This window comes from Flavobacterium taihuense (assembly GCF_019351435.1).
GTDB classification, from domain to species: Bacteria; Bacteroidota; Bacteroidia; order Flavobacteriales; family Flavobacteriaceae; genus Flavobacterium; species Flavobacterium taihuense.
In genome coordinates, this window is sequence record NZ_JAHWYN010000014.1 from 85488 (window position 1) to 108537 (window position 23050).

At 35.7% G+C, this 23050-nt stretch carries 21 protein-coding genes; 3 read left to right on the plus strand and 18 right to left on the minus strand.

Translation table 11 applies throughout. The features are described 5' to 3' along the window. Window positions 1-2 precede the first annotated feature (2 nt). The 13 genes from KZH69_RS14930 to KZH69_RS14990 are packed head-to-tail and all read right to left on the minus strand — an operon-like array spanning window position 3 to window position 12706. Window positions 3-1433, minus strand: coding sequence for an NADH-quinone oxidoreductase subunit N (locus KZH69_RS14930; protein WP_219318278.1), 1431 nt, complete (start codon window positions 1431-1433; stop codon window positions 3-5). A 13-nt stretch (window positions 1434-1446) separates the two neighbouring features. Further along, window positions 1447-2940, minus strand: coding sequence for a complex I subunit 4 family protein (locus tag KZH69_RS14935; protein ID WP_219318279.1), 1494 nt, complete (start codon window positions 2938-2940; stop codon window positions 1447-1449). Between the two features lie 10 nt (window positions 2941-2950). Further along, window positions 2951-4870 (minus strand): NADH-quinone oxidoreductase subunit L, encoded by a 1920-nt coding sequence (gene nuoL / locus KZH69_RS14940; RefSeq protein WP_219318280.1) that lies wholly within the window; start codon window positions 4868-4870, stop codon window positions 2951-2953. 12 nt (window positions 4871-4882) lie between these two features. Continuing rightward, on the minus strand, window positions 4883-5200 hold the full coding sequence (gene nuoK, locus KZH69_RS14945; protein ID WP_219318281.1) for an NADH-quinone oxidoreductase subunit NuoK: 318 nt from the start codon (window positions 5198-5200) through the stop codon (window positions 4883-4885). After that, entirely contained in the window at window positions 5197-5718 is a 522-nt protein-coding gene (locus tag KZH69_RS14950; protein ID WP_219318282.1) for an NADH-quinone oxidoreductase subunit J family protein, read from the minus strand. The genes nuoK and KZH69_RS14950 overlap by 4 nt, the downstream gene beginning before the upstream one ends. Before the next feature lie 4 nt (window positions 5719-5722). Beyond that, a complete protein-coding gene (locus tag KZH69_RS14955; RefSeq protein ID WP_219318283.1) occupies window positions 5723-6199 on the minus strand; it encodes a 4Fe-4S binding protein in 477 nt (158 codons plus the stop codon). A 4-nt stretch (window positions 6200-6203) separates the two neighbouring features. Continuing rightward, on the minus strand, window positions 6204-7256 hold the full coding sequence (nuoH, locus tag KZH69_RS14960) for an NADH-quinone oxidoreductase subunit NuoH (RefSeq protein WP_255558136.1): 1053 nt from the start codon (window positions 7254-7256) through the stop codon (window positions 6204-6206). Window positions 7257-7278: 22 nt separating this feature from the next. Further along, window positions 7279-8400, minus strand: coding sequence for an NADH-quinone oxidoreductase subunit D (locus KZH69_RS14965; RefSeq protein ID WP_219318285.1), 1122 nt, complete (start codon window positions 8398-8400; stop codon window positions 7279-7281). 6 nt (window positions 8401-8406) lie between these two features. Further along, on the minus strand, window positions 8407-8883 hold the full coding sequence (locus KZH69_RS14970; protein WP_219318286.1) for an NADH-quinone oxidoreductase subunit C: 477 nt from the start codon (window positions 8881-8883) through the stop codon (window positions 8407-8409). An 11-nt stretch (window positions 8884-8894) separates the two neighbouring features. Then, complete coding sequence (locus KZH69_RS14975) at window positions 8895-9455, minus strand: NADH-quinone oxidoreductase subunit B (protein WP_255558137.1); 561 nt, start codon at window positions 9453-9455, stop codon at window positions 8895-8897. Continuing rightward, window positions 9446-9796 (minus strand): NADH-quinone oxidoreductase subunit A, encoded by a 351-nt coding sequence (locus KZH69_RS14980; protein WP_219318287.1) that lies wholly within the window; start codon window positions 9794-9796, stop codon window positions 9446-9448. The genes KZH69_RS14975 and KZH69_RS14980 overlap by 10 nt, the downstream gene beginning before the upstream one ends. Before the next feature lie 28 nt (window positions 9797-9824). Next, window positions 9825-10838, minus strand: a complete 1014-nt coding sequence (locus KZH69_RS14985) for a 2-oxoacid:ferredoxin oxidoreductase subunit beta (protein ID WP_219318288.1) — start codon at window positions 10836-10838, stop codon at window positions 9825-9827. A gap of 2 nt (window positions 10839-10840) precedes the next feature. Beyond that, window positions 10841-12706 carry a 2-oxoacid:acceptor oxidoreductase subunit alpha gene (locus KZH69_RS14990; RefSeq protein ID WP_219318289.1) on the minus strand — a complete coding sequence of 622 codons (1866 nt, stop codon included), beginning with the start codon at window positions 12704-12706 and terminating at the stop codon, window positions 10841-10843. Between the two features lie 154 nt (window positions 12707-12860). Here KZH69_RS14990 and KZH69_RS14995 point away from each other — a divergent pair, with 154 nt between their 5' ends. Beyond that, on the plus strand, window positions 12861-13208 hold the full coding sequence (locus tag KZH69_RS14995; protein ID WP_219318290.1) for a 4Fe-4S dicluster domain-containing protein: 348 nt from the start codon (window positions 12861-12863) through the stop codon (window positions 13206-13208). 160 nt (window positions 13209-13368) lie between these two features. After that, window positions 13369-16905 (plus strand): pyruvate:ferredoxin (flavodoxin) oxidoreductase, encoded by a 3537-nt coding sequence (nifJ, locus tag KZH69_RS15000; RefSeq protein WP_219318291.1) that lies wholly within the window; start codon window positions 13369-13371, stop codon window positions 16903-16905. Window positions 16906-17009: 104 nt separating this feature from the next. Here nifJ and KZH69_RS15005 read toward each other — a convergent pair whose 3' ends face one another. The 5 genes from KZH69_RS15005 to KZH69_RS15025 are packed head-to-tail and all read right to left on the minus strand — an operon-like array spanning window position 17010 to window position 21843. Then, complete coding sequence (locus tag KZH69_RS15005) at window positions 17010-18284, minus strand: beta-ketoacyl-[acyl-carrier-protein] synthase family protein (RefSeq protein WP_219318292.1); 1275 nt, start codon at window positions 18282-18284, stop codon at window positions 17010-17012. A 12-nt stretch (window positions 18285-18296) separates the two neighbouring features. Beyond that, window positions 18297-18725, minus strand: a complete 429-nt coding sequence (locus KZH69_RS15010; protein WP_219318293.1) for a 3-hydroxyacyl-ACP dehydratase FabZ family protein — start codon at window positions 18723-18725, stop codon at window positions 18297-18299. Window positions 18726-18744: 19 nt separating this feature from the next. Beyond that, on the minus strand, window positions 18745-19797 hold the full coding sequence (locus KZH69_RS15015; protein ID WP_219318294.1) for a type III polyketide synthase: 1053 nt from the start codon (window positions 19795-19797) through the stop codon (window positions 18745-18747). A 42-nt stretch (window positions 19798-19839) separates the two neighbouring features. Next, window positions 19840-20550, minus strand: a complete 711-nt coding sequence (locus KZH69_RS15020; protein WP_219318309.1) for a methyltransferase domain-containing protein — start codon at window positions 20548-20550, stop codon at window positions 19840-19842. Window positions 20551-20604: 54 nt separating this feature from the next. Next, complete coding sequence (locus KZH69_RS15025; protein ID WP_369410667.1) at window positions 20605-21843, minus strand: NAD(P)/FAD-dependent oxidoreductase; 1239 nt, start codon at window positions 21841-21843, stop codon at window positions 20605-20607. Window positions 21844-21912: 69 nt separating this feature from the next. Between KZH69_RS15025 and dnaX the strand changes: the two genes are divergently transcribed. Next, a complete protein-coding gene (gene dnaX / locus KZH69_RS15030; RefSeq protein ID WP_219318295.1) occupies window positions 21913-22998 on the plus strand; it encodes a DNA polymerase III subunit gamma/tau in 1086 nt (361 codons plus the stop codon). Window positions 22999-23050: the final 52 nt, after the last annotated feature.

A 23050-nucleotide genomic window follows, 5' to 3' on the forward strand; every position in this document is an offset into this window, starting at 1 on the left:
ACTTATTTATTAAAAATGGTACTTAATTCAAATATGTAATCGTATAAAGGACTGTATAAACCAAGAACCAGAATACCAATTACAGCAATTATTAATCCCAAACGCATATAAATTTTGCTTTTAAAAAACGGAATCGGATCCTCACTTTTTCGAATGAACATGGCTCTGATCACCAATAAATAATAGTACAGTGATATTGTTACGTTGACTACCGCCAAAAACACCAAAAAGTAATATCCTTTACTTGCCGCTGCCGCAAAAAGAAAAAATTTACCAAAAAATCCTGCCACAGGCGGTATTCCAGCCAATGAAAACAAAGCCAACATCATCACCAAGCTTAGGTTCGGATTGGTTCTGTACAAACCATTATAATCGTCTCTATTCTCTTTTCCAGTTTGTAAGGAAATGGCTTGAACTACTCCAAATGCCGCCAAGTTTGAAAATATATAAATCAAGACAAAATAAACAATAGTTGCCGTTCCTAATTGAGTTCCGGAAATCAAACCCAGTAAAATAAAACCTGCTTGGGCAATCGATGAAAAGGCTAAAAAACGCTTCATGTTTTGTTGGCGCAAAGCAAATAGGTTTCCAATAAACATTGTGGCTACCGCAATTACATAAATAATAGTTTGCCAAATGTGCATCAACGGTTTTAAAACAGTAAACAGTAAAATCATCAAAATAAACACAGCTGCTCCTTTTGAAATTACGGATAAATAGGAAGCTGTACTTATGGGCGCTCCTTCGTATACATCAGCAGTCCAAAAATGAAATGGAACTAAAGATATTTTAAAAGCCAATCCTGAAAAAAACAAGATTGAACCTAATAATGTCAAATTATTTGATGTTAAAGTCGTCATGACATCATTATAATAAATGGAACCTGTTGCGGCATATAATAATGAAATCCCAAATAAGGAAACTCCAGTAGCCAATCCAGCCGAAAGAATGAACTTGACACCTGCTTCACTCGAAATTCTTTTGGAGGTTTCAAGTGCTACCAGCGCCGCTACAGGCAAAGTAGACAATTCCAATCCAATAAAAAACATCAGAAAATCACCGGACGATATCATAAAATACATTCCTAAAAGCGAAGAAAACATCAGGATGAAAAACTCTGTCCCTTTGTTCTGCCCTATAACTTTTTCCTGAATCCAATCTGCCGATTGAAGCAACAATACAAATACACCAACATTAAGAATATTTTTGAAGAGATGAATCATATTATTGGTACGAAACATTCCACCAAACAAGCTACTCTCCTCAATGTTACAGAATCCCACAATAGTATGAATCCCAAATAGGAATAATGCCAAATGTACGATGTACCTTTTTTTGTTTTTAGGAATAAAAATTTCACCTACAACTAGCCCAAGTGTAATTGCCAGTAACAGAATTTCCTGTCTCAGTATTATAAAACTATTGAAGTCCATTTTGATGTCAATTTTAGAATTTTAATACTCCTTTTATAAACGGTTGTATGCTTGCCATTATCATATCGCTTAGCCAAAGTGGGGCTACTCCCATTCCGATCATCGGAATAAGCAATAACAAAATACCTGTTATTTCATACCAAGTTGTTTTTGGTAAATCTAAAAATTCAGCATTATTAATTGGCCCCATCAGCATAATTCCCAGAACCCGAAGAATGTAAACCGCTGTCACAACAATTGCCGATACCGAAATTATGGTGGCTACTCTGTAAAACAATTCATCATGTTGAAAAGCCCCTACAAAAATGTTCATTTCGGCAACAAAGCCGCTAAATCCAGGCAAACCCAATGACGCTAATCCCGCAATTACATTAATAACGGATATAAAAGGAATCACTTTTAGTAAACCTCCCAATTTAGTGATGTCTCTAGTGTGAGTTCTGCCATATATCATTCCGATTAAAGCGAAGAATAATGCTGTCATAAAACCATGGGAAAGCGATTGTAAAATGGCACCATTCCAAGCGGTTTTGTTTAGCATTAACAAAGCAAACAATACCATTCCCAAGTGACTTACGGATGAATAAGCATTGATGTATTTCAAATCAGTTTGTTTTAAAGCACCAAATGCACCATAAATTACTCCTATTGCAGATAATATGATAAAAAACCAAGACCACTCTTTTGCTCCTTCGGGTAATAAAAACATGGCGATTCTAAAAATTCCATAGCCTCCCAATTTCATCAAAACTCCTGCGTGCAACATGGATACCGCTGTGGGTGCCGAAGCATGACCGTCTGGTGACCAAGTATGAAACGGAAACAATGCGCCAAGAACGGCAAAGCCAATAAAAGTAAGCGGAAAAAATAATTTCTGGGCCACAAATGGAATGTAAACTTTGGAAATTTCCAAAATATTGAAAGTCAAAGCACCACCATTCGCATTTGAGTTAAAATAAATTCCGAGAATTCCAACCAACAAAACAGCCGAAGCCCCCATTAACATTAGCGTTAATTTCATTGCTGAATACTCCTTTGGACCAGAACCCCAAATTCCAATTAGTAAATACATCGGTATTACGGCAATTTCGTAAAAGACAAACATCGTGAATAAATCAATCGATATAAAGAATCCATATACTCCAGTGGCCAGCACCAAAAGTGAAATAAAAAATTCTTTGGGCAAATCATCTATTTTCCATGAAATAAAAACACCGGCCAAAACTATGATGGATGTCAATAACAATAAAGCTGCCGAAATTCCATCGACTCCTGTGGCAAAATGAATGTTGAAATGCTCAAACCAAACTCTGTCTTGGGTAAAAAGCATAATACTTTTATTAACGGCTCTTTCTTCGAAATAAGAAAAAATCAAGTGGATAGCCATTCCCAATTGAACCAAACTGCCAATCATTGCGGTTATTCGTGCTTGTTTCAAGTCTTTGGTAAAAACCAAAGCCAATATTGTTAGTACGGGAACAATGACAAAAAGTGATAAAATATCCATAGTCCTTATATTAATTTGTCCATATATAAATAAAAACCAATGCCAAAACCACAACCCCTCCCACAAAGAAAAAGGCATAATCTTGCAATCTCCCTGATTGCAATCCTTTAATTTTATTGGAAATCAATACTGTTTTATTTCCGATTCCTTCCATCGTGCCGTCAACATACTTTTTATCGAATCGGGCAATTGGTGTAGAAACATGGTCGAAAATTATTTTTTTGGTTACAAATAAATAAATTTCGTCAAAATAGAATTTGTTGCTCGTCCATTTGTAAAATATTCCAAAGAAGGAAGAAAATATCGCTGCCAAATCATTTTCTTTTTTATAAAAAAGCCAAGCAATAATAATTCCTGTTAATCCTATAGCAACAGCAACAACTGCTAGAGGATAATCCATATGTCCTTCAAAACCAATTTTATCAGCAGTGACCAATTCGCTAAAAGGAACAAATCCTGCCACAATGCTCATAAAAGCCAAAAACAATAAAGGAAAAGTCATTGACAGCGGTGATTCATGTGGTATGTGTTCGTATTTAGTTTCTTTTCCCCAAAATATTCCAAAATAGAGTCGGAACATATAAAAAGCGGTTAATCCTGCCACAAATAATGCCACATAATAAAGCAATCTATTGTTCTCGAATGCCGCAACCAAAATTTCATCTTTACTCCAAAATCCAGCAAATGGTGGTACTCCGGATATTGCCAAAGCGGCAATTAAAAAAGTAATATTGGTAATTGGCATATATTTTCGTAATCCGCCCATATCTTTCAAATAATTACTATGAACAGCATGTATAACAGAACCAGCGCAGAGAAACAACAAAGCTTTGAACATCGCATGGGTAAACAAATGAAACATAGAAGCCATATAACCGACACCTTCAATGCCTTTATAACCGGAAACACCCAGTGCCAACATCATATAACCAATTTGAGACATGGTTGAAAAAGCCAAAACCCGCTTGATATCGGTTTGTGTGACCGCAATTATTGCCGCAAACAAGGAAGAAAATGCCCCTACATAAGCTACAATCTTCAAAGCAAATCCATCTTCAACAAAATAATACATCGGAAACAGACGAGCTACCAAATACACACCAGCCACAACCATGGTTGCTGCGTGAATTAAAGCTGAAACTGGAGTTGGTCCTTCCATTGCGTCAGGTAACCAAATGTGTAAAGGAAACATGGCCGATTTACCCGCCCCCCCCATAAATATCAACAATAATGCCCAAGTGATTACGGACAATCCCATATAAGAAGTAGATGCCCAATTTAAAATAGCGCTGCCTTCAGGATTATTTAATGTCTCAAAATCAAATGTTCCAGTATAATATCCAATGATTAGAATTCCAATTAGAAAACCAAAATCAGCAAAACGAGTTACAATAAAGGCTTTTTTGGCCGCTGCTATTGCCGAAGTTTTGGTGTAATAATAACCTATTAATAAATAAGAAGAAACACCCACCAACTCCCAGAACATATAAATTTGAAAAAGATTTGTCGCCAATACCAACCCAAACATTGAAAAGGTGAACAACGACAGAAAGGAAAAAAACTTAGTATAGCCATCATCTCCTTTCATATAACCACGGCTATAGATATGAACCATCAATGATATGGTCGAAACCACGACCAACATCATTACTGATATGGGATCTACCAAGATTCCCATATCAATATGTAGCGTATCGGTAAAATTCATCCAAACTGTTTTTTTAACAAAAGTTTGATAAACTTCATCGACTTTTCCATAGACAAAAAAGTATTGATAAGCCGCATAATACGACAATAACGCCGAAATTGATAATCCGATCACGCCAATGTATCCGGAAATCGCTGGTTTAATTTGTTGATTGAAAATACCCAAAAGCAAGAAAACACTAAATGGAATCAACGGAATGAGTATTATATAAGTTATATCCATATCTTTAGAATATTAATATTTCATGATTTCAGTGTCTTTTACCTCAACAGAACTGATTTGTCTATACAGATTAATAATAATTGCTACTGCCAGAGCCGTTTCGGCAGCGGCAACTGCTATTATAAAAATCGAAAAGAAAACCCCCTGTAGCACCTCAGGATATAAATACTTGTTGATGACAACAAAGTTTATCGCCGAAGCATTTAAAATTAATTCGATAGAAATTAAAATCGAAATCAGGTTTTTTCTGGTAATGAACCCATAAATTCCAATAAAAAACAAAATTGAAGTAAGGGTAAGAATTTCGTAAATGCTAATTCCGGCTATCATATTGTTTCATCTTTTTGGGTTAGTTTATCTCCTTTTCCAATAATTATGGCTCCAATCATAGCAGCCAATAACAAGATACTGATTACTTCAAAGGGCAAAATAAAACCTCCTCGATCATAGCTTAAAAGACCCGAGCCAATATCAGCAACTGTGGTAGTTTTATAATTTTCCACAACTTTGAAATCATAGGAATAAATTGTTGCCAGAAAAACACCAAGTCCAAATAAACAAAGAACTCCAGTTAGAATTTGCTTGGAAATTTTGGCCAATTCAAGCTCCATTTCGATATGGTGAACCAACAAAACAGAGAAAATTACCAAAACAATAATCCCTCCTGCATATATGGTAAGCTGAATTGCTGCCAGAAAATTATAATCGATTAAAAAATAAATTCCCGCTATCCCAATCAATACAAATAATAAATAAACCACTGATCTAAGCATTTTACGACTGGTTACAGAAGCAATTGCAAAAACAATCATTAGTAGTGCCAAAATATAAAATACAATTTTTTCCATAAGATTAATCTTCTAAACCAGAAACCACGCGTGATCCTGGTTTGTTTAATACTCGAGTTAGGTAGGTTCTGTCATAAACGGAATTCTCAAAATTCTGAGCCCATTTTATGGCATCTGTCGGGCAGGCTTCAATGCAAAGTCCACACATGGTACACATGCCTAAATGATAAATGTGTTGGTCTATCAATTTTTTCTTTTTACCGGTTTCCGGATCGATTTGTCTATCCCAAATAATTTCGATACTTCCGTTTGGGCAAGCCAGTTCGCATTTTTGGCAACCTGTACAACGGTGCTGATTATTTTCATCATGAGGCATTACTACTTCGCCACGAAAACGATCAAACATTTTTAAAGTAGCTCTATTATCAGGATACTCTTGTGTTATAGCTCCTTTTCTTGCATGCAAAAAATACTTACCGGTAACACTCATTCCTGTAAGAAGCGAACCTATTGCATGATATATATCTGAAAAATAACTCATAATCTTAAAATTTAATGGTTAATTTAAGTAACACTATCAATGCCATTAATACTAAGTTCATTAAGTTTAACGGAAGTAAATATTTCCATTCCAAAACAAGGAGTTGGTCAATTCTTAATCTCGGAAACGTCCACCTGAACCACATCATTAAAAAAATGAGTACCAAGGTTTTTGCCAAAAACCAAAATACACCCAATAAAGGAATCGATTCGGTTATCCCGAATGGAGATAAATAACCTCCAAAAAAAACGGTTGTGGCAATAGCCGAAATAATAAACATATTGATAAACTCGGCCAAAAAGAAATAGGCAAACTTCATTCCCGAATATTCGGTATGGAAACCGGCACCAAGCTCGGATTCAGCTTCAACCAAATCAAAAGGCGCTCTGTTGGTTTCGGCAGTTCCTGCAATCATATAAATCATAAAGGCGATTATTGCGGGAATATGTCCTTGAACAATAAGCCATCCGTGTTTTTGAACTTCAACTATTTCAGAAAGCTGAAGTGAACCAGTCATCAAAACCATAGTCATTAATGATAATCCAACCGAAAGTTCATAACTAATGGTTTGAACTCCGCTACGCATAGCACCAATCATCGCGAATTTATTATTGCTGCTCCAACCTGCCAATAATATGCCGATCACTCCAATCGATGATATCGCTATCAAAAAGAATATACCAATGTTGATATCAAAAGCTTGTAATTCTTTAGAAAAAGGAAAAAGTGACAAAGCCATCAATGCGGTTACAATTACAAAATAAGGTGCTAAATTGTATAAAAACTTATCGGCTTTGATCGTCACCGTCAATTCTTTGGACACTAATTTTAAGGCATCGGCAATAGTTTGCATCAATCCATGAAAACCTACTCGGTTCGGACCAAGTCGTAACTGAAACCAAGCTGCAACTTTTCTTTCAAGCAAAACCAAAAATAATCCAGCAATTGCAAAAAAAGCCAAATAAACCAAAGCTATTAACGTCATTTCTACAATACTTGCCGCTGTTTCGGGAAGTATAGCCAAAAGCCATTCGTGAATATTTTTTGTGATGTTCATTGCTATATACATAGTATGGAATTTATCGGTCAATATCTGGAATTACAAGATCTAAAGTTGCCATTGTTGCTACCAAATCCCCTATTTTACCACCAACGGCAATATGGTTCAATAGTGATAAGTTTGAAAATCCTGGTGAACGAAATTTTAATCGATAGGGATTTTTTGTTCCTGTACTTATAATAAAAACGCCCAATTCTCCTCTGGCAGTTTCTACCTTTTGATAATACTCTCCGGCAGGTAATTTGATTACTGCATCGGTTGTTGCTTTATAGCTACCCTCGGGAATGTTATCAATTAATTGCTCAATAATGGACATAGACTCCCACATTTCCTGAATTCTAACTTGGTATCGCGCAAAAGTGTCTCCTTCTGTTTTCAATACTTCGTTAAAAGTCACTTTATCATAAGCACTATATATATGGTGCTTTCTAACATCACAGGAATATCCTGATCCTCTTCCTACTGGCCCTGAAGCCCCAAATGCAATAGCATCCTCTTTTGTCAAAACACCAATTCCTTTCATTCTTTTTTGAAAAATGATATTTCCTGTCAAAAGCGTGTCGTATTCCGGAAGTTTTGTTTTAAAATGGGCAATAAACTCTTTAACCCTTTTTACAAAATTGGGATGAATGTCAAACATTAATCCTCCAGGAACATTGTAATTCATTGTCAAACGAGCTCCACAGGTTTCTTCAAAAATATCGTTAATCAATTCGCGATCCCTGAATCCATAAAAATAAGTGGTCAAAGCTCCAACATCCATCCCCATAACTCCCCACCATAACGTATGGGAAGCGATTCGGGTTAATTCGGCTATAATGGTGCGAATCACTTTTACACGATCGGGAACTTCTAGTTGAAGAGCATTCTCAACCGTAAGACAAACTGCTTCATTGTTGATATGAGCGGATAAATAATCCATTCTATCCGTTAAATGCACAATTTGTTGATAGCTGTCGTGCTCACATATTTTTTCAATAGAACGATGAATGTATCCTAAATCGGGTTCCACTTTTTTGATTATTTCACCATCTATAGTTAACAACAAACGCAAAACACCATGTGTTGCGGGATGCTGCGGTCCCATATTGATAAAATACTCTTCGGATTTAAGGTTATTGATTATAGTAGTTGCATCCATATTTCCTTATTTGATGATCATATTAATTTCATCCACATAATCTTTTCGAAGCGGAAACCCATCCCATTCCTCAGTTAAAAAGAGTCTTTTTAAATTGGGATGATTGTTGAATTTTATCCCGAAGAAATCAAAAACTTCTCGCTCATGGAATTCGGCTGTAGGCCAAATATCAGAAACCGTGTCAAAAGTTGGATTTTCTCTGTCTTCCGTTTTTACTTTTACAACAATAATATGACGGTGAGAGGTGGACTCTAAATGATAAACAACACCCATCTCTTTTTCCCAATCCACACCGCTTAAACAAAACAGATAATCGAAATTCGTTTCACTATTGCTTTTCAACTGAACCATTAGTTGATGAAGTCGTTCCGGCTGAACGGTGATATTCAAAAACTGTGATTTCTCTTCGGTAAATTCCAAACCATTGGTTATCGGATCAGGATTCCAACTGTTTATTAAACTTTGTAATGCTTCGTTTGTCATAATCTTCATTATTAAAGCCCTTCATCAAAGCCGTCAATAGGATATGTTTTATTTTTCATACTCTCTGTTCTAATTTTTGCCTGAAGCATCAACATCCCTTCCAATAAAGCTTCAGGACGAGGAGGACAGCCAGGCACGTAAACATCTACAGGAATAACATGATCTGCTCCTTTCACTACTGAATAGGAATTATAATAAAAAGGCCCTCCAGAAATAGCACAAGCTCCCATGGCAATTACATATTTGGGTTCGGCCATTTGATCGTACAAACGACGTAAAACTGGTGCCATTTTATTGACGATAGTCCCCGCAATAATGATTAAATCGGCTTGTCTGGGTGAAGGTCTTGCAACTTCAAAACCAAATCTTGAATAATCATGGCGAGCGGCTCCTGTTTGCATCATTTCTATGGCGCAACAACTGGTTCCAAAATACAGAGACCAAAGAGAATTAGATCGTCCCCAATTTATAATTTGGTCTAATGAAGTGATGACCACATTGGCTCCATTTCCTGCAGGGATAACTTTTCCTGGGAAATCTGCAGGGATTTCCGGTATGTTGTTTATTCCCATTTTAATGCTCCTTTTTTCCAGGCATAGGCTAAACCTAATCCCAGTATGACTAGAAATATGATAATTTCAACGAATGCAACCATTCCTATTTTTTGAAAAACTACTGCCCATGGAAGTAAAAATGCTACCTCCACATCAAAAATCAAGAATAAAATGGCATATAAATAATAACCCACTTTAAATTGAACCCAGGTAGGCCCAATGGTTGTCATTCCGCTTTCGTAAGGCTCCCGTTTTTGTGTATTATCGGATTTTGGCGAAATTAAGTCTGATAAAAAATTAGCACCTGCAACCAAAACAATTCCGGCTAACAAGAATACTATTATTGCTTCTGAACCCATATTTATAAAGTTTAATTCGTTTGTTCTATTATTTTACTTCATATGTTTCACCCGAAAAGAATAAATCATCCGTTTTCGTGAAGGGAGAATTTGCTTTGACTTGAGCAGTTAAGGCTGCTTCTCTTTCTTCTAAAGTTACATCATCAAAACTTCTGATTACCCCTGTTGCCAATGGATATTCCAACTTAATCAACATGTGGTGAAGTGTTGTATCTTTTTCTTTGGCATTATGAATCAAAATATCCTCTTGGGTTATTCCGTTTTCGCCAATGGTTACAACCTCTAATTTCAGTCCGTTTAACACTAATCCTTTATCACGGTTTTTTCCAAAAATCATCGGTTTTCCATGTTCCAGAAAGATTTGTTTGTCTTCTTTCACTTCTTTATCTGAGATTTGATCATAGCAACCGTCATTAAAAATCACGCAATTTTGCAAAACTTCAATCAAAGATGTTCCTTTAAATTGGTGCGCTTCTATGAAAATTTGTCCCATTTCTTTTGGACTATTCCCCACAACCCTCGCAAAAAATCGCGCTTGGGCTCCCAACGCCAGTTCGCCAGGTGAAAAAGGAGGTTGCGTATTGCCATAAGGAGAAGATTTTGTTTTTTGTCCAATTAATGAGGTTGGCGAAAATTGTCCCTTTGTCAAACCATAAATTTCATTGTTGAATAAAATAATATTCAAATCAATATTTCTACGCAAAACATGGATGAAGTGATTTCCTCCAATAGCCATTGCGTCACCGTCACCAGTAGCAATCCAAACGCTTAGATTTGGATTGGCCAATTTTACGCCTGTAGCAATTCCGGGAGCTCGACCATGAATACTGTGAATTCCATAGGTTTCCATATAATACGGGAAACGGGAGGAACATCCAATTCCTGAGACAAACACAACATTTTCTTTGGCAACACCCATTTCGGGTAGTACTTTTTGCATCGTACGTAAAATCACGTAATCATCACAACCAGGACACCATCTTACTTCTTGATTACTTGTAAAATCCTTGGATGTATATTTTTGATCAATAGTTGTTTCCATAATTATACGAGTTCTTTAAATTTTCTAATGAGGTCGTTACTGCCAAAAGGTAACCCCTGAATTTTGTTGAATTGCAAAAATTCGAATGTGTCGAAATTAATTTTTAAAACACTCGCAAACTGACCTGAGTTTAATTCACAGACAACAATTTTTTTGAATTTTGATAAAATTTCTCCGGTATTCTTAGGCAATGGATTGATATAATTAAAATGGGCATACCCTATATTTTTATATCCTTCCATATTTATTTGTTTTACTGCAGAATGTAAAGAACCATAGGTTCCGCCCCACCCTATCACCAACAAATCACCTTCTTGTGCAAATTCCGTTTCTAAGTCGGGTATATTAAACTGTACGCGTTTAATTTTTTCAGATCTAATGGTAGTCATCTTCTCATGGTTTACAGCATCATAAGAAATATTACCCGTTACACTGTCTTTTTCCAAACCACCAATTCGATGTTCTAATCCTAGAGTGCCAGGAACTGCCCAATTACGAGCGAGAGTAGTAGCATCTCTATCATAGGAGTGCCAATTTTCTTTTACCTCCGTAATTTTATTGTTTTTGATGGCAGGCATTTCAGCCACCGTTTTAATTTTCCACGGAGCTGATCCGTTTGCGATGTAGCCGTCTGTCAATAATATTACTGGGGTCATGTGTTCCAAGGCCAGTCTCGCTGCTTCATAAGCAAAATTAAAACAGTTCGCCGGTGTGCTCGCCGCCAAAACAATGACAGGGCTTTCACCATTTCGGCCATACATGGCTTGCAATAAATCCGATTGTTCTGTTTTTGTAGGCAATCCCGTTGAAGGTCCTCCTCGTTGCACATCAACTATTACCAACGGAAGTTCCGTCATCACGGCTAAGCCAATGGCTTCACCTTTTAATGCCAATCCTGGGCCCGAAGTAGTTGTAATCGCCAAATCACCTGCGAAAGCAGCACCAATAGCCGATGTGACACCTGCAATTTCGTCTTCTGCCTGAAAGGCTTTTACGCCAAAGTGTTTGTGTTTGACCAATTCGTGCAAAATATCGGTAGCTGGAGTAATAGGATAAGATCCCAAAAACAATTCCAAGCCCGATTTTTCTGCTGCTGCCAGAAACCCCCAAGCCGTGGCCGTATTCCCCATAATAATTCTATAGGTACCCGCAGGCATTTTTGCTGGAGAAATTGAGTAGGAATTTGGCATAAGTTCTAAAGTTTCGGCATAATAATATCCCGCATTTAAAACTTTGGTGTTAGCTTCAATTAGATTAGGAGTCGCTTTAAATTTTTTATTCAAAAACTCAACAGTATGTTCAGTAGAACGATTGTACATCCAATAAATCATACCCAATGCGAACATGTTTTTGCTTCGGGTAATTATTTTATTGTCTAATCCTTCAATGTCTTTTAAAGCCTCTCTGGTCAATGAAGTCATATCAACTTCTATAATTCTATAATTTTCAAGACTTCCATCTTCTAAAGGATTAGTAGTATATTCGGCTTTTTCTAAATTCTTTTTTGAAAAGGAATCCGAATCTACTATAATAGTATGACCTGGTTTTAAGGCATATAAATTTGTTTTTAAAGCGGCAGGATTCATCGCCACCAGTAAATCCAAATTATCACCTGGAGTACTCACTTCAACACTGCCTATGTGTACTTGAAATCCGGAGACTCCATACAAACTTCCTTGTGGAGCTCTAATTTCGGCAGGATAGTTAGGGAAGGTTGCAATATCATTACCAAACATCGCAGAGGTATCAGAAAACTGGGTTCCGGTTAACTGCATACCATCTCCTGAATCACCAACAAATCGAATTACGACTGCTTCTAGGATTTCAGGCTTGGAATCAAGTTGGGGTTTTAATTTATCTATAATCATAATTTTAAAAGAATTAAATTTTTCGAAATAGACTAAAAACAACATTTGAGATATCAAATATAATTTAACATTTATCGAAAAAACATGACATAAATCATAAAAAAAAAATAAAATAGCAATTAAATTTACCTATAAATATTAAATACATAAAAATATGGCTATTATTATAACTGATGAATGCATTAACTGCGACGCTTGTATTTCAGAATGTCCAAACAATGCAATCTACGAACCAGATGACAAATGGTCCTATTCTGATGGGACTACTTTAAAAGGAATGGTAAAATCTCCAAAGGGGATTGAAATTGATGCAGATGCAGAACACAAACCTCTTTCAGATGAGTTTTTCTACATTGTATCCGATAAATGCACAGAGTGCAAAGGCTTTCATGAAAAACCTCAATGCGCTTCTGTTTGTCCTGTTGATTGCTGTATACCAGATGTAAATCATGTAGAAACCGAAGAGGAATTGCTACAAAAAAAGGAATGGCTGCATAGTTAGTAACGCATCTAATACAAGAATCGAAAGCCTTTAAATATTATATTCAGTTGATTATTTTTAAAATTTTCGACCATAAACCCTATACTGTCAATAATTTGTATCTGTGTGTGGAATAAATAGTAAGCAGCAAATTCATGATGGTAAACAATCATTTAATCTTATGAAAAACAAAAAATTTCCTAAATTAATTTGTGATGCCAATGAAGCGGTTGCTATTATAGCTCATAAAACAAATGAAGTCTGCGCTATTTATCCCATCACACCCTCTTCGCCTATGGGCGAGCATGCAGAGCTTTACAGTTCTAAAGGTAAAAAAAACATTTGGAATAATGTTCCTAGAATTATTGAATTGCAAAGTGAAGGTGGCGCGGCAGGTACTGTTCACGGGGCTTTGCAAGCTGGAGCTTTGACTACAACTTTTACTGCCTCGCAAGGTTTATTGTTGATGATTCCTAATATGTACAAAATTGCAGGAGAATTATTGCCCTGCGTTATCCATGTAGCGGCCAGAACAATCGCCACTCACGCTTTATCTATTTTTGGTGATCACTCCGATGTAATGGCATGCAGACAAACAGGATTTTCTATGTTGTTTGGTGGATCCGTTCAAGAAGCACATGATTTTGCCCTAATTTCACAAGCAACAACATTAAAAACACGAGTGCCAATTATGAATATTTTTGATGGTTTCAGAACTTCTCACGAAATCTCAAAAATAGATGCTATTCCAGACGATATCATTATAGCAATGATACCCGATGATAAAGTTATGGAACATAAAAAAAGATCATTAGATCCTGACCATCCCGTGTTAAGAGGAACAACCCAAAATCCCGATGTGTTTTTTCAAGCCAGAGAAGCCGCAAATTTATTTTTTGATAAAGTCCCTAGTAAAGTTCAGGAAACTATGGACGAATTCTATGAGCATACCGGACGCAAATATAATTTGTTTGATTATATAGGACATCCAGAAGCCGAACGAGTAATCATAGTTATGGGATCAGCCGAAGGTCCTGTAAAAGAAGCCCTAGACGTTATGATAGCGCAAGGTGAAAAAGTAGGAGTTGTATTAGTTCGTTTATTTAGACCCTTTTCTATTGCCCATTTCATTGAAAAGCTACCAAAAACTGTTCAGAAAATAGCTGTTTTAGACCGAACAAAAGAGCCGGGTAGCATTGGTGAACCTTTATATTTGGATATTGTCTCTGCTTTTGTCGAAAGTGGTAGAAAAATGCCAGTTATAATAGGAGGTCGTTATGGTTTATCTTCTAAAGAGTTTACTCCGGCAATGGTAAAAGGAATTTATGATGAGCTTTTAAATGACAAACCTAAAAACCATTTTACTATTGGTATAAATGACGATGTAACTTTTAAAAGCCTATACTATGACCCTGTATTTGATAGTAAATCAACAACTATTAATTGTATGTTTTATGGTTTAGGGTCAGATGGTACCGTTGGAGCGAATAAAAACTCCATCAAAATCATTGGTGAAACTACCGATAATTATGTACAAGGTTATTTTGTTTACGACTCCAAAAAAGCGGGTGCCCAAACTATTTCACATTTGCGTTTTGGTCCAAACCCAATTAACTCCAATTATTTAATTGATAAAGCCGATTTCATAGCCAGTCATAAATTTAATTTCATCGAAAAATTCAATATGATTGCCGACTTAAAACAAGGAGGTACCTTTTTGCTAAATTCTCCTTATCCAAAAGATGAAATTTGGGATAAATTACCCCAAAAAATTCAAAAAGGAATTATTGACAAAGAAGCAAAATTCTATGTAATTGATGCAACCCGCGTTGCTCAGGAAGCCAATCTTGGTAAAAGAGCCAATACGATCTTGCAAACCTGCTTCTTTGCTATTTCAGGGATTTTACCAAAAGACGAAGCCATTCAAAAAATCAAAAATGCTATTGTTAAGTCCTATTCTCACAAAGGAGAAAAGGTTGTAAACATGAATTTTAATGCGGTGGACAAATCACTCGAAAATTTGCATTTAGTTGATTATCCAAAAGTAGCAACAAGTGAAAAATCAATGTTATCGGCAATGAGAAATGCCCCAGACGGCTTTGTTAAAGATGTATTGGAAAAAATATTGGCTGGTTTTGGAGATGAACTTCCTGTAAGCGCTTTCACAGTGGATGGAACTTTCCCTACTGGAACTTCACAATACGAAAAAAGCGGAATTGCTGATTTTATTCCAATTTGGGATGACGAAAATTTGTGCACACAATGTAATAAATGCATCGCCATTTGTCCTCACGCAGCCATTCGATCTAAAGTAGTTTCAAATGATGAATTGTTTGGGCTACCAGTATCTCTCAAAAAAGTACCTACAATAGGAAGGCCTTTTGCTAATGACAAAGAATCCTATATTTTGCAAGTTTCACCAGAAGATTGTACTGGCTGTGATCTTTGCGTAGCGGTTTGTCCAGCCATCAGTAAAGAGAAAGAAAACTTTAAAGCCATCAATATGCATAGAAAAATTGATGTTGATGTCGAAGAAAATGTAAACTGGAACTATTTCGTCAACTTACCGTATTATGACAGAACGGTTTTGCAAACAACCAACGTAAAAGGAGCTCAATTTTTAGAACCTCTATTTGAATTCTCAGGAGCATGTTCCGGTTGTGGTGAAACCCCTTACATTAAATTACTTACTCAATTGTACGGAGACAGCATTATGATAGCCAATGCTACAGGATGTTCTTCTATTTATGGAGGTAATTTACCAACGACTCCCTATAAAACCAATGAATTTGGCAGAGGACCCGCTTGGGCAAACTCTCTTTTTGAAGATAATGCCGAGTTTGGTTTGGGTATGAGATTAGGTTTGTCAAAAAAACAAGAAATTGCCGTTGATTTATTAAAATCATTGGAAACAGAAATTGGTAGCGAAATAGTACAGTCTATTTTAAATAATACTGAAGAAACAGAAATCCTTAAAAAAGAAAAATTTGCTCAAATTAATGCACTAAATAAAGTATTAGCCAATTTGGAAAATAATGCTGACGCCAAAAAATTAAGTCAATTAACAGAATACCTGCGCAAGAAAGCCGTTTGGATTCTTGGTGGTGATGGCTGGGCTTATGATATTGGTTATGGCGGTGTTGACCACGTTTTATCCACTGGGGAAGATATTAATATTATGGTATTAGATACCGAAGTCTATTCTAACACTGGAGGACAAGCCTCAAAATCAACTCCTCTTGGGGCTAGTGCCAAATTTACTATTGCGGGCAAAAAAACCAGTAAAAAAAATCTGGCGCTACAAGCTATTTCTTATGGAAATGTATATGTTGCCCAAATTGCAATTGGAGCTAAAGATTTACAAACCCTAAAAGCAATTGAGGAAGCTGCCGCTTATCCTGGACCATCATTGATTATTGCTTACTCTCATTGTGGCGAACATGGTTATGACTTGAAAAATGCAATTTCCCAACAAGAAAAAGCTGTTGAGACAGGTTATTGGCCACTCTTTAGATTTGACCCTTCTAAACCGAAAGGAGAACGTTTTAAATTAGATTCTAAAATGCCTAGCGCACCATTAGGCGAATTTATGTATAATGAAACCCGTTTTTCTAGAGTAGCAAAACAAGATCCTAAACTTGGAGCAGAATTGCTTCAAAGAGCACAAGAAGAAGTGGAATCCAAATGGGAAAGATTGGAACTTTATAGAGACATGTAATACCGTCCGATTTCAGCATTTGCAACAAAACCTGCACAGAAATAAGCCCGTGCAGGTTTTTTATTTAGTGGTATCTAGTAAATAAACAAGAACTTATGTTTATATCAATTCTTAAATTTCTTAAAAACAACACAACCATTAACATCGCCAAAACCAAAACTGGCTTTCAGAATAATATTCAAATCTTTTTCAAGCAGTTCCTGAGGAATTCTTGAAGAATCAATTATGGCTGTGATTTCGGGATGTAAGTCCTCACAATTTTGATTAGGAAAAACAAATCCTTGATGCAATTGCAAAACACTCGCTACACTTTCAATACTTCCAGCTGCCGATAAACAATGTCCTACAGTCGATTTTAATGAATTAATATAAGGAAAATCTATACCGCTTCTGTTTAAAGCAATACTCCAATTTGAAATTTCTAAACTATCCTTTGTCGTTGCCGTAAGATGACCATTAATGGCATCTACTTCTTGACCAGTAATACCAGCATTTTCCATCGCTTTTTGAATGCATTTTTGAACAGCCACAGGATTCGGCGCTGTTAAAGACCCCAAACCTCTTTGCCCTCCCGAATTTAAGGCTCCGCCTAAAACTTCGGCATATATTCTGGCTCCTCTCGCTAAGGCAGTTTCTAAATCTTCTAGAACCAAAGCCCCGGCTCCACTAGCAGGAACAAATCCTGAAGCACTTGCAGACATGGGTCTTGAGCCAGTTTCAGGTGCATCATTATGCTTAAAAGTACATACTCGCATCGCATCAAATCCTCCCCAAATGTAAGGTCCAGAATCACTCGTACTTCCTGCTAAAATTCTCTTGGCCTGTCCCGATTTTATACGATCAAAAGCCATAATTATACTTTCAGCCCCTGTTGTACAGGCTGAAGAATTGGTGGTAACTTGATTACCCAAACCCAATTTGCCCGCCAAATAAGCACTGATACCACTATTCATCGTTTGAATAACACTTGTGCTTCCTAAATTCCGAGTTTTAAAATCATCAATCTTATAAATGCTTTCTCTAAATTTTTCTATTCCAGATGTTCCTGCTCCAAAAATTGTTCCACTATCCCAATCAGGATCGTCTTCTATTTCCATTGATAAGCCTGCATCTTTCCAAGCATCAATTCCGGCGATAACACCATACAAAATACCGGTTGCATTAAAATTTTTAAACTCCAACTCGGTAAAATAGTTCAAGGCCAATTCATTTGAAACATCTGGCAGTCCAGCAATTTGACAGGAAAATTTCAATCTTTCTAATTCCTCAAAATGTCTGATTCCAGAAATACCGTTTTTTATAGCATGTTCAAACGCATCCAGTCCCACCCCATTTGGAGCAACTACACCAAGACCCGTTATGACAACTCGATTTTTCATTTTAATTGTATTTTAAATCATCATTCCTGAGATTGTCCCGCTGCAAACTGTTTCTTTTTTCTCATTTTGCATACTCACTTTGCATTTTAACTTTCCAAATCTGAAATAGATTTTTTGAGAAATAACAGTTACTTTTTGATTTGGAAAAACAGGTTTTAAAAATTCGATTTCAGCTGATGCTAAAGCGATTAATGAATTTGAATTTAATTTATCATTTAATAGAAATATACCCAAACAAACCAAACCAATTTGAGCCATCACTTCGATCAAAATGACTCCTGGCGTAACTGGATTATCTTTAAAATGCCCTTTGTAAAAATCTAAAGCAGCATCAAAAGTATATTCTCCCTCCACTCCATTTTCATTAATTTTGATGATTTTATCCACAAACAAAAACGGTTTGGAATACGGCAATTTCGATAAAATATCTTTTTTATCCATTGATTTATTGTAAAAGAATCTAAAACTGTAACAAAACTCTTTGAGCCGAAAATCCGGGTCCAAAGCTTAACATCAAACCTTTAGAGCCTTTTTGCGGTTTTTTATCCATAAATCGCTCTAAAACATACAATACGGTTGCACTTGACATATTTCCATAAAGCTTTAAAACTTCTTTCGTGTCATCAATATTTTTTCCATATCCTGAAAAGAGATCTTCTACAATTTGTACAATTTTTTTTCCACCTGGATGAAAAATCAAATGATCGACATCTTCTATTTCCATATTGTTCTTTTTCAGAAAAGGATGAATAATAGCTTCAAAATGTGACGCAATAGTTTCTGGAACTTCGATATCCAAAATCATTTGCAAACCAGAATTCGTTAATTTGAATCCCATCATATGAATATTGTCGTAAAAATGATACATCTCTTCGGCAATAATCTCAGGTCCTTCCTCATCTTCAACCGAAGAAAGCAAAACACAGGCAGCACCATCACCAAAAATAGCAGCACTTACTATGTTTGCCATCGAATAATCATTCAATTGAAAAGTAGCTGTCGGACTTTCAACCGCAATAACTGCAGCTCTCTTTCCAGGATTGGCCTGAAGAAAGTTTTTAGCATAAATAATCCCCGATATTCCTGCTGCACAACCCATTTCGGTAACAGGCAACCGTATAATATCCTGCCGCAATTTCAAACTATTAATCAAATAAGCATCCAACGAAGGAATCATTATTCCTGTACAGCTTACCGTGATGATATAATCCAACTCTTCGGGCTGCCATTGCGCTTTTTTCAAAGCTTTATCCAAGACTTTTTCACCCAAATCAATTACTTCCCTAACATAAATATCATTTTTAGCTTCAAACGATGAGCTTTCAAAAACTTCTATCGGATCCATAATCGAATATCTTTTGTCGACTGCTGCTCCCTCAAATATTTTTTTTACTTTTCGAATAAAACGTTCCTCCTGACCTTCTAACCAAATATCCAAAAAAGGAAGAATTTCTTCGGTTGTTCTTGAAAACTTAGGCAATTGCTTGCTAACACATTTAATTTTTACACTCATTATTTTTTTGTCAATTTTGAAATATAAAATTTCAAATTGTTACTATTTCTCCACAATCCATTGGTAACGAAAAGCCCATTTCCACTGAATACTATATTTTTTAAATTTTAAATTTTCTGAAAACCCGATCAATTCTTTCTTCTTAAAGCCTCTTAAAATAGAGGTCAAACCATCTTCTCGTGACATTTTATTTAATCTAAAAACAATGCAAAACCCTTGAAATAATCGATAAGCAATTCCACTTCTGTGCAAATCATTCACCACAAAACCAAGCCTTGAATTTTTATTAAATAATGCTAATAATTTGACAATTTCACTGTTTTTAAAATGATGTAAAGTCAAAGTGCACAATGCTATATCGTATTTTAATTCATTAAAAGATTCACTAAAAATATCTTCAAACCTATACTTGATATTTGGATATTTCACGGATAAATCAATTGCGTAATTTATAGTAAAATTATTAGCATCAACCCCAATAAGTTCTAAATTCAAATTATTTTGCAAACCGAAATCAGCTAATTTTCGCAACATATCTCCATTTCCACAACCAACATCCACAATGGTGATTGAATTTAAATGAGGAACTTTTTTGAGTAATTTTCGAACCCCTCTCAAAGTCAATTGATTCCCTCCTAAAAGCTGGTTTATAGATGCAATTTTATCTAGAGCTTCTTTCAATTCGTCGCCTTCTAAATCAAAATCATCCATGATTTCTGGCTCGTCCGTTCTATTTTGTGTATTTACAAGCACTAATTTCAAATTATTTTAAATTAATATTCCAATTACTATTACTATAAAAATGCATCATTCAACAGAAATTAGCTTGCCGTGTGTTTGCTTTATAATGATTGGTATTAAAAATGGAAATTTAATCATTATCCACATCAAAAACTTGTAAAATTTTTGGTTTTGCAGTATAAATGTCAAAATACGTCCAATTCTTAATCTTTTTTCAAAATTACCCTTCCATTCTGCAATGTACTTTTTCTCTAATTCCTCACGAGATTTTATTTCATTACTATAAACTTTTCCTATTAATTCTGATACTATCTTAGCACTATGAATTGCCATTGCCATTCCATTTCCGCACAAAGGATGAATAAGTCCTGCCGTATCGCCAATCATTAAAATATGATTTTCCACTGTTTCTTTTTTATCAAATGACACCTGACTAATCGTTAAAGGAGCTTCAAAAAGCATTTTACTCCTATCAAAAATTAATTTCAGATGTGGATTCTTAACTACAATTTGATTTTGATAATCCTCAATATTTTTAAATCTTTTGAAAGACTCATAACTAGCCAAGTAACAAATATTAATCGCATCATTTTCTACTTTCGAAACCCCACAATAACCCCCTTCAAAATTATGCAAACTCACTAAATTATTTGGAAATTCACCTGAATAATGAGCTTTTACAGCTAACCAATGTGATTTTTTTTGAACAAATGACCTTTTTAATTTCTGATCAATAGTAGATCGTTTTCCAAAAGCTCCTATTACAATTGATGAGGTAAAAATCCCACTATTTAAAGTTGAAATCTTGAAACTATCATTTTCATAAACAATATCATCAACACTATCCTGCATGATTTCACACCCCATTTCGATGGCTTTTTTACATAAAAAAGCATCCAGAGCAAATCGGCTAACACCAAACCCTCCAAGTGGTAGATCACAATTGATTTTGGTTCCGTCTGCAGTTGAAAACTCCAGTTTCGAGATATGAGTGGGGTTTAATTCGGATATATTTAGTGAAAGCCAATCCAAATAAGGAATTATTTCATTTGAGATGTATTCTCCGCAAACCTTATGCTTCGGATATTCACTTTTTTCGATCAAAACGACTTTTATGCCAATTTTAGACAAATGTATGGCTGCCGTAAGTCCGGCCAATCCTCCTCCAACAATGGTAACTCCTTTAGAAACATCCATAGAAAAGTCATTTAATAACAATAAGGAATTAATCCTTGGTGAAAATACACAAATGTTATTTGAAAAGCGAATCGAACTGGTAATTTTACAAGAAAATAATAACCTCATAAAATTAAAATTTAGGAACTTGTTTTTTGATTTTTCAAGTCCTATATTTGCTTTCGAATAAAAAAACCTATGGAACAATTTGTAGTATCGGCACGTAAATACCGTCCACAAACATTTAAAGATGTGGTGGGACAAAAAGCGATTACCAATACGCTACTCAATGCCATAGAAAACAACCATTTAGCTTCAGCCCTTTTATTTACTGGACCTCGTGGAGTTGGAAAAACAACTTGTGCTCGTATTTTGGCTCGAAAAATCAATCAGCCCGGTTACGATGATCCTACGGAAGATTTTGCTTTTAATGTATTCGAACTAGATGCTGCTTCCAACAATTCAGTAGACGATATCCGAAATTTAATTGATCAGGTTCGTATTCCTCCACAAACAGGGCAATACAAAGTATATATCATTGATGAGGTTCATATGCTGTCTTCGGCTGCTTTTAATGCTTTTTTAAAAACATTGGAAGAACCGCCAAAACACGCCATCTTTATATTGGCAACCACCGAAAAGCATAAAATTATTCCAACGATATTATCGCGTTGTCAAATATTTGATTTCAAAAGAATTACCGTAAAAGACGCCAAAGAACATCTTGCTGATGTAGCTACCAGTCAAGGTGTCGCTTTTGAAGATGATGCTTTGCATATCATTGCCCAAAAGGCAGATGGTGCCATGCGTGATGCTTTGTCTATTTTTGACAGAGTGGTTTCTTTTTGCGGAAATAATCTTACTCGTCAAGCGGTTACCGAAAATTTAAACGTTTTAGACTACGAAACCTACATCAACGTTACTGATTTAATTCTTGAAAATAAAATACCTGACTTATTAATGGCATTTAATGATATTCTGTCCAAAGGGTTTGACAGCCATCATTTTGTTTCAGGATTAGCCAGTCATTTTAGGGATTTATTGGTAAGCAAAACTCCTTCAACACTTGTATTACTTGAGGTTGGAGAGCAAGCGCAAAAAATGTATGGAATTCAAGCACAAAAATGCAGTCAAGAGTTTTTACTAAAAGGAATCGAAATTGCCAATGATTGTGATTTAAAATACAAAGCCAGCCAAAATCAACGACTACTTGTCGAGCTTTGTTTGATGCAATTGGCCTCTATCACTTATGATGGAGAAAAAAAAAAGTTGAACAATTTATAATTCCACCCACTTATTTTAGAAAAGTTGCAGATTATTCTATAGCTGAAATTTC